This window comes from Pseudomonas migulae (assembly GCF_024169315.1).
GTDB lineage: Bacteria > Pseudomonadota > Gammaproteobacteria > Pseudomonadales > Pseudomonadaceae > Aquipseudomonas > Aquipseudomonas migulae_B.
On record NZ_JALJWR010000001.1, the window covers coordinates 5,151,615 to 5,166,994 of the forward strand.

General features: G+C 61.9%; 13 protein-coding genes. 7 read left to right on the forward strand and 6 right to left on the reverse strand.

Annotated features, from left to right (window positions below):
• Window positions 1–85: 85 nt before the first annotated feature.
• The 6 genes from J2Y86_RS23530 to J2Y86_RS23555 all read right to left on the reverse strand — a co-directional run bounded on the left by J2Y86_RS23530 (window position 86) and on the right by J2Y86_RS23555 (window position 6,797).
• Entirely contained in the window at window positions 86–895 is an 810-nt protein-coding gene (locus J2Y86_RS23530; protein ID WP_253437058.1) for an ABC transporter permease, read from the reverse strand.
• Window positions 885–1,832 (reverse strand): ABC transporter permease, encoded by a 948-nt coding sequence (locus J2Y86_RS23535; RefSeq protein ID WP_253437062.1) that lies wholly within the window; start codon window positions 1,830–1,832, stop codon window positions 885–887. The genes J2Y86_RS23530 and J2Y86_RS23535 overlap by 11 nt, the downstream gene beginning before the upstream one ends.
• Before the next feature lies 1 nt (window position 1,833).
• Window positions 1,834–2,871 carry an ABC transporter ATP-binding protein gene (locus J2Y86_RS23540; RefSeq protein ID WP_253437065.1) on the reverse strand — a complete coding sequence of 346 codons (1,038 nt, stop codon included), beginning with the start codon at window positions 2,869–2,871 and terminating at the stop codon, window positions 1,834–1,836.
• Between the two features lie 190 nt (window positions 2,872–3,061).
• Complete coding sequence (ydcS, locus tag J2Y86_RS23545; protein ID WP_253437069.1) at window positions 3,062–4,213, reverse strand: putative ABC transporter substrate-binding protein YdcS; 1,152 nt, start codon at window positions 4,211–4,213, stop codon at window positions 3,062–3,064.
• 82 nt (window positions 4,214–4,295) lie between these two features.
• A complete protein-coding gene (locus J2Y86_RS23550) occupies window positions 4,296–5,753 on the reverse strand; it encodes a gamma-aminobutyraldehyde dehydrogenase (protein WP_253437072.1) in 1,458 nt (485 codons plus the stop codon).
• 129 nt (window positions 5,754–5,882) lie between these two features.
• Window positions 5,883–6,797 carry a LysR family transcriptional regulator gene (locus tag J2Y86_RS23555; protein WP_008072897.1) on the reverse strand — a complete coding sequence of 305 codons (915 nt, stop codon included), beginning with the start codon at window positions 6,795–6,797 and terminating at the stop codon, window positions 5,883–5,885.
• A gap of 186 nt (window positions 6,798–6,983) precedes the next feature.
• On the opposite strand from J2Y86_RS23555, the gene J2Y86_RS23560 reads away from it, so the two are divergent.
• From J2Y86_RS23560 to J2Y86_RS23590, 7 genes are all read left to right on the forward strand, one after another.
• A complete protein-coding gene (locus J2Y86_RS23560; protein WP_253437075.1) occupies window positions 6,984–7,706 on the forward strand; it encodes a tellurite resistance TerB family protein in 723 nt (240 codons plus the stop codon).
• 235 nt (window positions 7,707–7,941) lie between these two features.
• Window positions 7,942–9,564 (forward strand): methyl-accepting chemotaxis protein, encoded by a 1,623-nt coding sequence (locus J2Y86_RS23565; protein WP_253437080.1) that lies wholly within the window; start codon window positions 7,942–7,944, stop codon window positions 9,562–9,564.
• The gene (locus J2Y86_RS23570; protein WP_253437084.1) at window positions 9,564–10,100 is read left to right on the forward strand and encodes a chemotaxis protein CheW; all 537 of its coding nucleotides are present in this window, start codon (window positions 9,564–9,566) and stop codon (window positions 10,098–10,100) included. Before J2Y86_RS23565 ends, J2Y86_RS23570 begins: the two co-directional genes overlap by 1 nt.
• A complete protein-coding gene (locus J2Y86_RS23575; RefSeq protein ID WP_253437087.1) occupies window positions 10,097–11,365 on the forward strand; it encodes a CheR family methyltransferase in 1,269 nt (422 codons plus the stop codon). The genes J2Y86_RS23570 and J2Y86_RS23575 overlap by 4 nt, the downstream gene beginning before the upstream one ends.
• Entirely contained in the window at window positions 11,362–12,045 is a 684-nt protein-coding gene (locus tag J2Y86_RS23580) for a chemotaxis protein CheW (protein WP_253437090.1), read from the forward strand. Before J2Y86_RS23575 ends, J2Y86_RS23580 begins: the two co-directional genes overlap by 4 nt.
• Window positions 12,042–14,351 carry a hybrid sensor histidine kinase/response regulator gene (locus J2Y86_RS23585; RefSeq protein ID WP_253437093.1) on the forward strand — a complete coding sequence of 770 codons (2,310 nt, stop codon included), beginning with the start codon at window positions 12,042–12,044 and terminating at the stop codon, window positions 14,349–14,351. The genes J2Y86_RS23580 and J2Y86_RS23585 overlap by 4 nt, the downstream gene beginning before the upstream one ends.
• The gene (locus J2Y86_RS23590) at window positions 14,348–15,358 is read left to right on the forward strand and encodes a chemotaxis response regulator protein-glutamate methylesterase (protein WP_253437097.1); all 1,011 of its coding nucleotides are present in this window, start codon (window positions 14,348–14,350) and stop codon (window positions 15,356–15,358) included. The genes J2Y86_RS23585 and J2Y86_RS23590 overlap by 4 nt, the downstream gene beginning before the upstream one ends.
• The last annotated feature ends 22 nt before the right edge of the window (window positions 15,359–15,380 follow it).

Consider the following 15,380-nt stretch of genomic DNA (forward strand, 5'->3'; position numbering starts at 1 on the left):
CATTGATGCTGGCTGACACACCGCATTCGCGAGCAAGCCCGCTCCCACATTTGATCCGGTCCCTACAGTGAGTAGTCGTTGTCAGTTATTTCCCGCCGCTGCCCGCGACGCTCTCGCCACCACGGGTCAGGTAATACGCACCCAGAATCGGCAGCATGGTCACCATCATCACCAGCATTGCGACGACGTTGGTCACCGGCACATCCCGTGGGCGGCTCAGCTGGTTGAGCAGCCACAGCGGCAGGGTGCGTTCATGGCCGGCGGTGAAGGTGGTGACGATGATTTCGTCGAACGACAGCGCAAACGCGAGCATGCCGCCGGCGAGTAGCGCCGAGCCAAGGTTCGGCAGGACGATGTAGCGGAAGGTCTGCCAGCCATCGGCACCGAGGTCCATCGAGGCTTCGATCAAACTGTGCGAAGTGCGGCGCAACCGGGCGATGACGTTGTTGTAGACGATCACCACACAGAAGGTCGCGTGGCCGACGATGATGGTGAACATCCCTGGCTCGATGCTCAGCGTCTTGAACGTCGCCAGCAGCGCGATCCCGGTGATGATCCCCGGCAACGCGATGGGCAAAATCAGCATCAGCGAGATGCCTTGCTTGCCGAAGAAGTCCCGCCGGTACAACGCCGCCGATGCCAGCGTGCCAAGCACCAGCGCGATCAACGTCGCAACGGAAGCGATCTGCAGCGACAGCTTGATCGCTTCGAGCACGTCCGGCCGCGAGAACGCCACGCCGATCCACTTCAGGGTGAAACCCTTGGGCGGAAAGCTGAACGCCGCGTCTTCGGTGTTGAAGGCGTAGAGGAAGATGATCAGGATCGGGAAGTGCAGAAACACCAACCCGCCCCAGGCTGCGATTTTCAGGCCTAAAGAAGCTTTTTCAGAGTGCATCGAAAGCCCCCAGTCGTTTGACGATGGTCAGGTAAATGGCGATCAACACAATCGGCACCAGCGTGAAGGCCGCGGCCATCGGCATGTTGCCGATCGCGCCTTGCTGGGCGTACACCATGCTGCCGACGAAGTACCCCGGCGGGCCCACCAGTTGCGGCACGATGAAGTCACCCAGGGTCAGCGAAAACGTGAAGATCGAACCGGCGGCGATGCCCGGAATCGACAGCGGCAGAATCACCTGCATGAAGGTCTGGCGCGGCTTGGCACCGAGGTCGGCGGAGGCTTGCAGCAGCGATGGCGGCAGACGTTCCAGTGAGGCCTGAATCGGCAGGATCATGAACGGCAGCCAGATGTAGACGAACACCATGAAGCGCCCCAGGTGCGAGGTCGACAAGGTACTTCCGCCCACGCCCGGAATGCCCAGCACGAACTGCAAGACCGGCTCCAGTCCGAGGTGCTGAACGAACCACTGCGCCACGCCGCCCTTGGCCAGCAGCAAGGTCCAGGCGTAAGCCTTGACGATGTAGCTGGCCCACATCGGCATCATCACCGCGATATAGAAAAACGCCTTGGTTTTGCCCGTGGTGTAGCGCGCCATGTAGTAGGCAATCGGGAACGCGACGACGGCGCTGGCGATCGACACGACAACGGCCATGCTCAGGGTGCGCAGGATGATGTCGAAGTTCGAGGGCTGGAACAGCGCGGCGAAGTTCGCCAGGGTCAGGTCCGGCGTGACCGCCATGGTGAAATCGTCGAAGGTGTAGAAGCCTTGCCACAACAGCACCAGCAGCGAACCGAGGTAGATCGCGCCGAACCACAGCAGCGGCGGCACCAGCAGCAGCGTCAGGTAAAAATTCGGTCGGCGATACAGCAGGTTGGAAAACCTGCGCAACGGCGAACCGCTGGCCGGGGTTTGAGGGAGAGCCACGCTGGTCATCTCACACCCCGCCGGCAACGGTGTCGTGCAGCGGGATCATCGCTTCCCGCGCCCAGCGTGCGCTGAGGCGTTGCCCGGTCTGATGCTGCGCGCTGACGTCCAGCCATTGGTTGTTGGCCTGGCTGATGTTCAGGGTCTGGCCGTTTTCCAGTTTCAGTTCATAGCGCGTGGCGCTGCCCTGATACTGAACGTCGTGGAGCAAACCACTGACTTCGATTTCGTGGCTGGCCAACGGGCCTTCGGCGAAACGCACGTGTTCCGGGCGAATCGAAAACGGCTGTGGATTACCGCTCAGCTGCTGCGCCAGATCACCGCGAATCACGTTGGAGGTGCCGACGAATTCCGCGACAAAGGTGGTCGCCGGTTTCATGTAGAGGTTGCGCGGCGTGTCGACCTGCTCGATGCGGCCCTTGTTGAACACGGCCACGCGGTCAGACATCGACAGCGCTTCGGTCTGATCGTGGGTGACGAAGATGAAGGTGATACCGAGCTGGCGTTGCAGCTTTTTCAGTTCGCTCTGCATTTGCTCGCGCAGCTTCAAGTCGAGTGCGCCGAGGGGTTCGTCGAGCAGCAGCACCCGAGGGCGATTGACCAGAGCGCGGGCCAGGGCCACACGCTGGCGTTGACCGCCGGAGAGTTGCACCGGCTTGCGCTCGCCGTAGCCGCCGAGGGCGACCATGTCGAGGGCTTCTTCGGCGCGTGTGCGGCGTTCTGTTTTGCCGACGCCTTTGACTTTCAAACCGTAGGCCACGTTGTCGAGTACGTTCATGTGCGGGAACAGCGCGTAGTCCTGAAACACTGTGTTGACGTCACGCTCATACGGCGGCAGCCCGGCGGCTTCGTGGCCATGAATGCGGATGGAACCTGCGCTCGGTTGTTCAAAACCGGCGATCAGGCGCAGACACGTGGTTTTGCCCGAGCCGGAAGGGCCCAGCATGGAAAAGAACTCGCCGTCCTGGATGTCGATGGAAACCCGGTCTACGGCTTTCACTTCTCCGAATAGACGGGAAACGTTGGTGAACTGGACTGCAAGCGTCATGGTGCGGTGCTCCGAAAAACAGAATCTTTAAAAGCTTCGCGAGCAGGCTCGCTCCCACAGGGGAATACAGATCAAATGTGGGAGCGGGCTTGCTCGCGAAAGGGTCATCACATTCAACATTGATGTTGGCTGACCCACCGCTTTCGCGAGCAAGCCCGCTCCCACAATGGGATCAGCGTCAACTCTTGGATCAGCGACCGCCCATGATTGCGATGTAATCCTGGGTCCAGCGGCTGTACGGCACGAACTTGCCACCTTCAGCCTGCGGGGTTTTCCAGAAGGCGATCTTGTCGAACTGGTCGAAACCGTTGGTCTTGCAGCCTTCGGCGCCGAGCAATTCGCTCTCTTTGCACCCCGCCGGAACCGACGGCAACGAACCGAACCAGGCGGCCAGGTCACCCTGGACTTTCGGCTGCAGCGAATGGTCCATCCACTTGTAGGCACAGTTCGGGTGCTTGGCGTCGGCGTGCAGCATGGTGGTGTCGGCCCAACCGGTTGCACCTTCCTTTGGAATGACCGAGGCGACCGGCTGCTTGTCCACCACCAGACCGTTGACCATGTAGCCCCAGGTGCTGGACGCCACGACGCCTTCGTTCTTGACGTCACTCATCTGCACGGTCGCGTCATGCCAGTAGCGGTGGATCAAGGGCTGCTGTTTGCGCAGCAGATCCAGCGCGGCTTTGTATTGTTCTTCGTTGAGCTGGTACGGGTCCTTGATCCCCAGTTCCGGACGCTTGGACTTGAGGTAAAGCGCCGCATCGGCGATGTAGATCGGACCGTCGTAAGCCTGGACCCGGCCCTTGTTGGACTTGCCGTCCGGCAGGTTCTGTTCCTCGAACACCACGCCCCAACTGTCAGGCGCCGTCTTGAAGACGTTGGTGTTGTACATCAACACGTTCGGACCCCACTGATACGGAGTGCCGTAGGTTTGTTTGTTGACGACGTACCACGGACCATCCTTCAGACGCGGATCGATATTCTTCCAGTTCGGAATCAACGCGGTGTTGATGGGCTGCACACGCTTGCCGGCGATCAATCGCAGCGACGCATCGCCCGACGCGGTCACCAGGTCGTAGCCGCCCTTGGACATCAGGCTGACCATCTCATCGGAAGTCGCGGCCGTTTTCACGTTCACTTTGCAGCCGGTTTCTTTTTCGAAATCGGTCACCCAGTCGTAGGCCTTGTCGCTTTCACCACGTTCGATGTAACCGGGCCAGGCGACGATATCCAGCTGACCTTCGCCGGCACCGACGGCTTTCAGCGGTTCGGCGGCCTGGATACTGGCACTGGCCAACAGCGCGGTGGTGATTGCACTGAGCAGTGCGGTCTTGTGCACGAACATGGGAATTCCCTCTTCTTTAATTATGGTCGGGGCAGTTGTGAACGTGGTGAAGCATGCCGTTAGCGGCTTGTTATTAGCGTAGTCAGAGATGCTGTCCGTGGCGCGCCATGATGTGCCGCACCACGCTGTAGTCCTGAAGCGAATCGCTGGAGAGGTCTTTGCCGTAGCCCGAGCGTTTCAAGCCGCCATGGGGCATTTCGCTGACCAGCATGAAATGGCTGTTGATCCAGGTGCAGCCGTACTGCAAACGCGCGGCGACTTGCATGGCTTTGTCGAGGTTCTGGGTCCAGACCGACGACGCGAGGCCGTATTCCGAGTCGTTGGCCCAGTCCACCGCTTGCTCGAGTTGATCGAAACGGGTCACCGTCACGACCGGTCCGAACACTTCGCGCTGGACGATTTCATCGCTTTGTTTGCAACCGGCCAGCAACGTTGGCTGGTAATAGAAGCCAGCGCCGGAATGCACGGCCGCGCCGGTCACCCGCTCGATGTGCGGCTGGCCGAGAGCGCGTTCGACGAAACTGGCCACGCGGTCGCGCTGGCGGGTGCTGATCAACGGACCGATTTCATTGTCGGCATCGCGTTTGCCGGCGAAACGCAGGCTGCTGACCGCCGCGCCGAGTTCGGCCACCAGTCGGTCATGAATCCCGGCCTGTGCGTAAATCCGGCAGGCGGCGGTACAGTCCTGGCCGGCGTTGTAGTAACCGTAGGTGCGCACGCCTTCGACCACGGCCTGAATGTCCGCGTCATTGCAGACGATCACCGGCGCCTTGCCGCCGAGTTCGAGGTGCGTGCGCTTGAGGGTTTTTGCGGCGGCCTGGAGGATTTTTTGCCCGGTGACGATATCGCCGGTCAGCGACACCATGCGGATTTTCGGGTGGCTGACCAAGTGGCTGCCAACGCCTTCACCACCGCCACAAATGATGTTGATCACGCCGCGCGGCAGGATCTCGGCCAGCGCTGGCGCCAGGGCCAGGATCGACAGCGGTGTGTGCTCGGACGGTTTGAACACCAGGGTGTTGCCGGCGGCGAGGGCGGGGGCGATTTTCCACGCGGCCATCATGATCGGGTAGTTCCACGGCGCGATGGACGCTACAACCCCAATGGGATCGCGGCGCACCATGCTGGTGTAACCCGGCAGGTATTCGCCGCTGAGCTGGCCGGTCTGGCAGCGCACGGCACCGGCGAAGAAGCGGAACACGTCGACCGTCGCGCTCAAGTCGTCCTGTCGCGCCAGGTGCAAGGGTTTGCCGCAGTTCAGGGATTCGAGGCGGGCGAGCAGGTCGGCTTGTTTTTCGATGGCGTTGGCGATGTCCAACAGCAGGTTCGAGCGCTGCTGCGGGGTGGTCCGCGACCAACCGGCGAACGCACGGTGAGCGGCGAGAATCGCGGCTTCGACTTGCTCGGTGCTGGCTTCGGCGATATGCGTCAGCACCTCACCCGTGGCCGGGTTGAGGATCGGTTCGACAAAACCCTGGCCCGCGACCAGTTCGCCATCGATCAACAACGCGGTGAACAACGGGGTCTGCGCGCCAGCCATTTTTCGGGATCTCTTTTCTTGTGTGGCCATGCTGCTCCCTGTGACTGGGGCCGGCCGTCTTATAGATGCACCAAGACTAGTGCCCGGACCCGAGGTCGACAAATACTAAATACTGAAGGTGGCGTTCGATTAAATAGATGGCTTGCGCCCGCCGTGGGGTTGCTCGCGTGCCACGGTCAGGAACGGGTCCACCAATGCCGGGCGCGCCGTGCCTCGGCGCCAGGCCAGGCCGACGTCGAGGGTCTGGCTCAGGTCGGCGATTGGCCGCGCTTCGATGATGTCGCCCTCCAATGACCATGGGCGGTACGTCATGTCGGGCTGGATCGACACGCCCAATCCGGCGGCCACCAGGCTTCGCACCGCCTCGGTCGAGGCGGTTCTCAGGGTAATGCGCGGTTGAAGCGACGCCGCCGACCACATGCGCTGGGCGTTGCGGTCCATTTCATCGACGTTCAGTTGAATCAGCGGCTCACGAGCGACGTCGGCGAGGTTGATGCTGTCGTGTTCCAGCAGCGGATGCTGGGCCGGCAGCCATAACCGATGAGGCGAATGGGTCAGCACTTCCGTTTGCAGGGCGTGGCGGTCTTCGAGGTTGGAGAGGATCAGCACGCCGACATCGATCTCGCCACTGACCAGCAAGTGCTCGATATACGGACGCTCGTCCTCCATCACGCGGATCTCGACGTTGGGGTAGGCGCGTTGAAAGCGGGTGAGCAAATCCGCGAGGTAGTAACCGGCGACGAGGCTGGTCACGCCGATGATCAATTGCCCGGCGACCTGGTCGGTGCTTTGTTGCAGGCTGCGCTTGGCGTTGTCCACCGTCGCCAGAATCAGGTGCGCCTGGCGTAGGAATTGATGGCCCTGGTGGGTAAGCGTCATGCCCTTGGCATGACGGTTGAACAGCCCGACGCCGATTTCCTGCTCCAGTTGCTGGATGGCCAGGGTCAGTGTCGATTGGGAAATGAACGCGGTTTGCGCGGCGGCCGAGATCGAGCCGGTCTCGGCCACGGCAATGAAATGGCGGATCTGACGCAACGTCATCATGAAGAATTACCCGGTGGGCGGTTTTTATAGATTCACTCGAGTGTATATCTTTTTTATCGATGGGCTTTTTAGCGTTACAGGAGATGAGCAACATCCGGAAGCACTCTCGCCGGGAAGGGCCGGGCACTTTCGATCTAGGCTGGTGGCCTTAAGTGTCTGTAAACCCCTTTCGTGGAGGTGGCAAAAATGATTACCCGTGGATTACTCGATCAACTACTCAAGTCCGGCCAGGACCTGCTGCAGAACAAGGCGGGTGGAGCACAGAACAAGGCATCCAGCGGCGGCCTGGGTGGGCTGCTCGGCGGCAGCGGTGGCTCGGGCGGCCTCGGCAGTTTGCTCTCGGGCGCCGGTGGAGGCGCACTGGCGGCGGGCGCCATGGGCCTGTTGATCGGCAACAAGAAGGTTCGCAAGGTCGGCGGTAAAGTGGCCATCTACGGTGGCCTCGCGGCATTGGGTGTCATTGCCTATAAGGCCTACGGTAACTGGCAGGCCCAGCAGGGCACTGCATCTCGGGGCGAACCGCAAACGGTGGACCGCGTTCCGGCCGCCCAGGTCGAGCAACACAGTCAGGCAATTCTCAAGGCGCTGGTGGCCGCGGCCAAGGCTGACGGCCATGTCGATGAGCGCGAACGGGCGTTGATCGAAGGCGAGTTCACCAAACTCGACAACGATCAGGAGCTGCAACACTGGCTGCACGCCGAACTCAACAAACCGCTCGATCCAACCGATGTGGCGCGGGCCGCCAGCACCCCGGAAATGGCCGCCGAGATGTACATCGCCAGCGTGATGCTGGTGGACGAAGAGAACTTCATGGAGAAGTCCTACCTGGATGAACTCGCCCGTCAGCTGAAGCTGGATCCGGGCCTCAAGGCCGAGCTGGAAAAACAGGTGCGCCAGGCTGCTATGTAAGCCTCAAGACCGCTTTCGCGGGCAAGCCTCGCTCCTGCAGGGTCGGCGTCGATTACAAATTTCTTGACCGACGCCGACCTTGTAGGAGCGAGGCTTGCCCGCGATGGCGTCATCAGCCCCACCACGTTATTTATGGTTTTTCGCCGCAATGAGAAGCGCCACGCATCCGTCTTATAAATGAAACACCGCCCTCGGCTATACTCCCCAGCATTTGAAATGGCCCCGAGGACTGACTGTGAAGAACTGGACGTTGCGCCAACGCATTTTGGCGAGCTTTGCGGTAATTATCGCCATCATGCTGCTGATGGTCATCGTCTCGTATTCACGGTTGCTGAAGATTGAAACGAGCGAAGCCAGCGTTCGCGAAGACGCGTTACCCGGCTTGTATTACAGCTCAATGGTGCGTAGCGCCTGGGTAGACACTTACCTGCAAACCCAGGAAATGCTCGGCTTGAAAGAAGGGCAGGGTTTTAGCGCTGAAGAGGCCGAAAAATTCAAAACCTATCAAGCGCGTCTGCAAGAGCAGATGAGCAAATATCAGGAAACCGTGACGACCGATGAAGACAAGGTCGAGTACGCCACCTTCGAAAAGCTCCATGAGAACTACCACAACATCCTGGCCGCGGTGCTCGACCTGCACAAGCGTAACCAGGAGGTCGAAGCCATCAAGATGTTCAACGAGCAACTGACCCCGGCCTGGACCGCAGGTCGCATGAAGCTCAATGACATCATTCGCGAAAACAAAGCGGTGGCAGATGTCGATGTCGCGAACATCGATGACGCCGTGATCACCGCGAAAGTCATCATGGGCATTTCCCTGCTGGTGGCGGTATTGGCCGCCGGCCTCTGCGGTCTGTTGCTGATGCGCGCGATCATGGCGCCGATGAACCGCATCGTGCAGATCCTCGAAATCATGCGCACCGGCGACCTCAGCAGTCGCTTGAACCTGGAGCGCAAGGACGAGTTCGGCGCGGTGGAAACCGGCTTCAACGACATGATGACCGAGCTGACGTCGCTGGTGTCCCAGGCTCAGCGCTCGTCGGTGCAGGTCACGACGTCGGTCACCGAAATCGCCGCCACCTCCAAGCAACAACAAGCCACTGCCACGGAAACCGCCGCCACCACCACAGAAATCGGCGCGACCTCCCGTGAAATCGCCGCCACCTCGCGTGATCTGGTGCACACGATGACCGAAGTTTCCACCGCTGCCGATCAGGCCTCGGTGGCCGCCGGTTCGGGGCAGCAGGGCCTGGCGCGGATGGAAGAGACCATGCACTCAGTGATGGGCGCCGCGGATCTGGTCAACGCCAAACTCGCGATCCTCAACGAGAAGGCCGGCAACATCAATCAGGTGGTCGTGACCATCGTCAAGGTGGCGGACCAGACCAACCTGCTGTCGCTGAACGCTGCCATTGAAGCCGAGAAGGCCGGTGAATACGGCCGAGGGTTTGCCGTGGTCGCCACCGAGGTGCGGCGTCTGGCGGACCAGACCGCCGTGGCCACTTACGACATCGAGCAGATGGTGCGCGAGATCCAGTCGGCGGTGTCGGCCGGGGTCATGGGCATGGACAAGTTCTCCGAAGAAGTGCGCCGCGGCATGTCCGAGGTGCAGCAGGTCGGCGAGCAGTTGTCGCAGATCATCCATCAGGTGCAGGCGCTGGCGCCGCGGGTGTTGATGGTCAACGAAGGCATGCAGGCCCAGGCCACCGGTGCCGAACAGATCAACCACGCGCTGGTGCAGTTGGGCGATGCCAGCAGTCAGACCGTCGAGTCCCTGCGCCAGGCCAGTTTCGCCATCGACGAGCTGAGCCAGGTGGCCGTCGGGCTGCGTAGCGGCGTTTCGCGATTCAAAGTCTGATGAGTGAACTCACGGCCAAATCCATCGCCGTGAAACCGGCGATGCAGGCGTTGTTTCTGCTGTTTCGCATCGGCAGCGAGCGCTATGCCTTGCAGGCGACCGAGGTGGCGGAAGTGCTGCCGCGTCTGCCGTTGAAGCCGATTCCCCGCGCGCCGGACTGGGTCGCCGGGGTGTTCGCCTATCGCGGCGCGGTGGTGCCGGTGATCGACCTCAGTGCGCTGACGTTCGGTTTGCCGGCTCAGGCCCGCACCAGCACGCGTTTGGTGCTGGTCAATTACCGTGCGGATGAACGCGCTGAAACGCGGTTGCTCGGGCTGATCCTGGAACAGGCGACCGACACGCTGCGCTGCAACCCGGCAGATTTTCAGCCTTATGGCCTCGACAATCGCCAGGCGCCTTACCTCGGGCCTGTTCGTGAAGATGCGCAAGGTTTGCTGCAATGGGTACGCGTCGCCGACCTGCTGGATGAACAGGTTCGCGCACTGCTGTTTCCGTCTCCGCCACTGAATCTGGCGATGCTTGAGGAGCGGCCATGAGCAGCGATCAGCGGTTTTTTGATTTTCTCAAGGAACGCATCGGCCTCGACGTGACCTCGGTGGGCCCGGCGATCATCGAGCGTGCCGTGCGCCAGCGCAGCAGCGCATCGCGATCGCAGACGGCCGATGAATACTGGCACACCTTGCAGGGCTCGCGGGATGAGCAGCAAGCGCTGATCGAAGCAGTGATCGTTCCCGAAACCTGGTTTTTCCGTTACCCGGAATCCTTTGCCACCTTGGCGAAACTGGCGATCAAACGACTGGCCGACATCAACAACATGCGCGCGCTGCGAATCCTCAGCCTGCCGTGTTCGACCGGCGAAGAACCGTATTCCATCGCCATGGCGTTACTGGATGCCGGACTCAAGCCGCACCAGTTCAAAGTCGAAGGCATGGACGTCAGCCCGCTGTCGGTGGAAAAAGCCAGGCGCGCGCTGTACGGCAAGAACTCGTTTCGTGGCCAGGACATCGCGTTCCGCGAGCGGCATTTCAGTGTTGAGGACGATGGCTACCGCCTCAGCGAGCGAGTCTTGGAGCAGGTGCGTTTGCAGGTCGGCAATTTGCTGGATCCGGCGTTGCTGGCCAACGAACCACCGTATGACTTCGTGTTCTGCCGCAACCTGCTGATCTATTTCGATCAGCCGACTCAACAACAAGTCTTCGAAGTGCTCAAGCGCCTGACCCATGTCGACGGCGTGCTGTTTATCGGCCCGGCCGAAGGCAGTTTGCTGGGGCGCTTCGGCATGCGTTCGATTGGCATCCCCCAGTCGTTCGCTTTCAGTCGTCAGAGCGCACCGGCGCCTGAACCTGTGCCGGCCTTTGTGCCAACAGCGCTGCCGGCGCGTCAGCCGGTGCGCAGCGTGACGCCACCCCCCGTGCGCAACCGGCCTTTCGCAACCGTGACGCCGCTGCCGGTGGTGACGAAAGCTGCCAACCCGGACGCTGCCACGTTGCTGGCCAACATCGCCGCGCTGGCCAACGAAGGCAAAAGTGCCGATGCCCGCGCCGCGTGCGAAAGTTATTTGCGCAGCCATGAACCGGTGGCCCAGGTGTTTTACTGGCTGGGACTGCTGAGCGATGTCGCCGGCAGTGCCCTCGAAGCCCAAGGGTTCTATCGCAAGGCGTTGTACCTCGAACCGCAACATCCCGACGCGTTGATGCACCTGGCGGCCTTGCTGCAATCCCAGGGCGACACGGCGGGCGCCCGACGATTGCAGGACCGCGCCGCCCGCAGCGAGCGCGCAGACAGTGAGCGCAAACGATGAACGCCGCCGACACCTTTAGCCTCACCCATGAAGATGCCCAGGCCATCGACGATTGCTGGAACCGCATCGGTATCCACGGCGACAAGTCCTGCCCGCTGCTGAGCGAGCACATTCACTGCCGCAATTGCGCGGTGTATTCGGCCGCCGCCACGCGGTTGCTCGACCGCTACGCATTGCAGCAGGAAGACCGCGGGCAAGTCTCGGTTGCGGTCGAAAGCGATGTGAAAACCCGCTCACTGCTGATGTTTCGCCTCGGTGAAGAATGGCTGGGCCTGGCCACTCGCAGTCTGGTGGAAGTGGCGCCGCTGCAAGCCATCCATTCCCTGCCGCACCAGCGCTCCCGGGCCTTGCTCGGCGTGGCGAACGTGCGCGGCGCGCTGGTCGCGTGCCTTTCGCTGGTTGAACTGCTGGGAATGGACGCCACCGGCAGCGTGGCTTCCGGCGCGCGCGTGATGCCGCGCATGTTGATCATTGCCGCCCACGGTGGGCCGGTGGTGGTGCCGGTGGACGAAGTCGACGGCATTCATGCCATCGACGAACGCACCCTCGACGCGGCGTCCCGCTCCGGCAGCCAGGCGAGCGCCAAATACACCCGTGGCGTGTTGCAATTCAAAGGTCGCAGCCTGCGTTGGCTGGATGAAGAACAGCTGCTGTCCGCCGTGACCCGGAGCCTGACATGACCCCCGAGCAAATGCGCGACGCCTCTTTGCTGGAACTGTTCAGCCTGGAAGCCGAGGCCCAGACCCTGGTGTTGAGCGCGGGGCTGCTGGCGCTTGAACGCGATCCGACCCAGGCCGATCACCTCGAATCGTGCATGCGCGCGGCCCACTCGCTCAAGGGTGCGGCGCGGATCGTCGGGGTCGATGCCGGGGTCAGCGTCGCCCACGTGATGGAAGATTGCCTGGTCAGTGCGCAGGAAGGCCGGTTGTATCTGCGGCCCGAGCACATTGATGCCTTGCTGCAAGGCACCGATTTGCTGATGCGCATCGCCACGCCGAACAACACACTGGCGCCTGCGGATATCGAGGGCTATGTGGCGCTGATGGCGCGCTTGCTCGATCCGCTGGCACTCGCCGCGCCGATCAGCACGCCGATTGCGCCGTTCATGGCGGCATCAGAAGTGCCATCCGCCGAACTGTTGACTCCGGAAATCGAGCCGATCCTTGTCGCGGCAGAAACACCCGACGTGCCGGCTGACCCCGTCGCACCGCGTAACACCAAACGCACCACCGAAAACGGTGAACGTGTCCTGCGGGTCACGGCCGAGCGCTTGAACAGCCTGCTCGATCTGTCGAGCAAATCCCTGGTGGAAACCCTGCGGCTAAAACCGCACCTGGCCACCATGCAGCGCCTGAAGCGCACGCAGAACAACGGCCTGCGGGCGCTGGAAAACCTCAACATCCACCTCAAAGAGCACACATTGAGCCTGGAGGCCCGGGAAGCCCTCGACGATGCGCGCCGGTTGCTGGCGGAATCCCAGCAATTGCTGGTGAAGAAAAACGCCGAACTGGATGAATTCGCCTGGCAGGCCAGTCAACGGGCGCAGGTGTTGTATGACACGGCGCTGGCCTGTCGCATGCGGCCGTTTGCCGATGTGCTGACCGGGCAAGTGCGCATGGTCCGCGATCTCGGGCGCAGCCTCGGCAAACAGGTACGGCTGGAGATCGAGGGCGAGAAAACCCAGGTCGACCGCGACGTCCTGGAAAAACTCGAAGCGCCGCTGACGCACCTGCTGCGCAACGCCGTCGATCACGGCATCGAATCCCCGGAGCAACGGCTGCTGGCCGGTAAGCCGGAAGAAGGTTTGATCCGCTTGCGCGCGTCCCATCAGGCCGGTCTGCTGGTACTGGAACTGAGCGATGACGGCAACGGCGTCGATCTGGAAAAGGTCCGGCGCAGCATCATCGAGCGCCAGTTGTCCCCGCCGGACACCGCCGCGCAGTTGAGCGAAGAGGAACTGCTGACGTTTCTGTTCCTGCCGGGCTTCAGTCTGCGGGACAAGGTCACCGAAGTGTCCGGACGCGGCGTCGGGCTGGACGCGGTTCAGCACATGGTTCGTCAGTTGCGCGGCGCGGTGGTGCTGGAGCAGGCGGCGGGCGAGGGCAGCCGCTTCCACCTCGAAGTGCCGCTGACGCTGTCGGTGGTGCGCAGCCTGGTGGTGGAAGTCGGCGACGAGGCGTATGCGTTTCCGCTGGCGCACATCGAGCGCATGTGCGACCTGGAGCCGGCGGACATCGTGCAGGTCGAGGGCCGTCAGCATTTCTGGTACGAAGGCCGGCATATCGGCTTGGTCGCCGCGAGCCAGTTGCTCCAGCGCCCGGCGAGTCAGAACAGTCAGCAAACCCTCAAGGTCGTGGTCATCCGCGAGCGCGATGCAATCTACGGCGTCGCGGTCGAGCGGTTTATCGGTGAGCGTACGCTGGTGGTTCTGCCGCTGGACGAACGTCTGGGCAAAGTGCAGGACATTTCCGCTGGCGCCTTGCTCGACGACGGTTCGGTGGTGCTGATTGTCGACGTCGAAGACATGCTGCGGTCCGTGGACAAACTGCTCAATACCGGTCGCCTGGAGCGCATTGCCCGTCACAGTAACCAGGCGCCCGAAGCGGCGCGCAAACGGGTGCTGGTGGTCGACGATTCGCTGACCGTTCGCGAGTTGCAGCGCAAGTTGTTGCTCAATCGCGGCTACGACGTGGCCGTGGCGGTGGATGGCATGGATGGCTGGAACGCCCTGCGTTCGGAGGATTTCGATCTGCTGATCACCGATATCGACATGCCGCGCATGGACGGCATCGAATTGGTGTCTTTATTGCGCCGGGACAATCGATTGCAATCGCTACCGGTTATGGTGGTGTCCTACAAAGACCGTGAAGAAGACCGTCGTCGTGGACTGGACGCCGGGGCCGACTATTATCTAGCCAAAGCCAGTTTTCATGACGACGCCCTGCTTGATGCAGTGGTTGAGCTCATCGGAGGAGCGCGGGCATGAAAATCGCAATCGTCAACGACATGCCCATGGCGGTAGAGGCTTTGCGCCGCGCCTTGGCATTTGAGCCGGCGCACGAGGTGATCTGGGTCGCCGCCAACGGGGCCGAGGCCGTGCAGCGTTGTGTGGAAAACACCCCGGACCTGATCCTGATGGACCTGATCATGCCGGTGATGGACGGTGTCGAGGCGACCCGGCGGATCATGGCCGAGACGCCGTGCGCCATTGTGATTGTCACCGTCGACCGCCAGCAGAACGTGCACCGGGTGTTCGAAGCCATGGGGCATGGGGCGCTGGATGTGGTCGATACACCGGCGATCGGTGCCGGCAATGCCCAGGAAGCCGCGGCGCCGCTACTGCGCAAGATCCTGAACATCAGCTGGCTGATCGGCGACAAGGGCAATCGAGTGCGACCCGCGCCAAGTCCGTTGCGCCACTCGGGCTCCCGGCAAAAATTGATCGCCATCGGTTCGTCCGCCGGCGGACCGGCAGCGCTGGAAGTCCTGCTCAAGGGGCTGCCGCGAGATTTTTCGGCGGCTATCGTGCTGGTGCAGCACGTCGACCAGGTGTTCGCCGCCGGCATGGCCGAATGGCTCAGCAGTGCCAGCGGCCTGAACGTGCGCCTGGCCCAGGAAGGTGAGCCTCCGCAGCCGGGCACCGTATTGCTGGCCGGCACCAACCACCATATACGCCTGTTGAAAAACGGCACGCTGGCGTACACCGCCGAACCGGTCAACGAGATCTATCGGCCATCCATCGATGTGTTTTTCGAGAGCGTGGCCAGTTACTGGAACGGCGATGCCGTGGGTGTTTTGTTGACCGGGATGGGGCGCGATGGCGCGCAGGGGCTTAAACTCATGCGTCAACAGGGCTACCTGACCATCGCTCAGGACCAACAAAGCAGCGCGGTGTTTGGCATGCCGAAAGCGGCAGCGGCCATCGACGCGGCTGTGGAGATTCGCCCGCTGGACAGAATAGCGCCACGATTGCTGGAGATTTTCGCCAAATGACTACGCTTAGCAGCAATCCTGG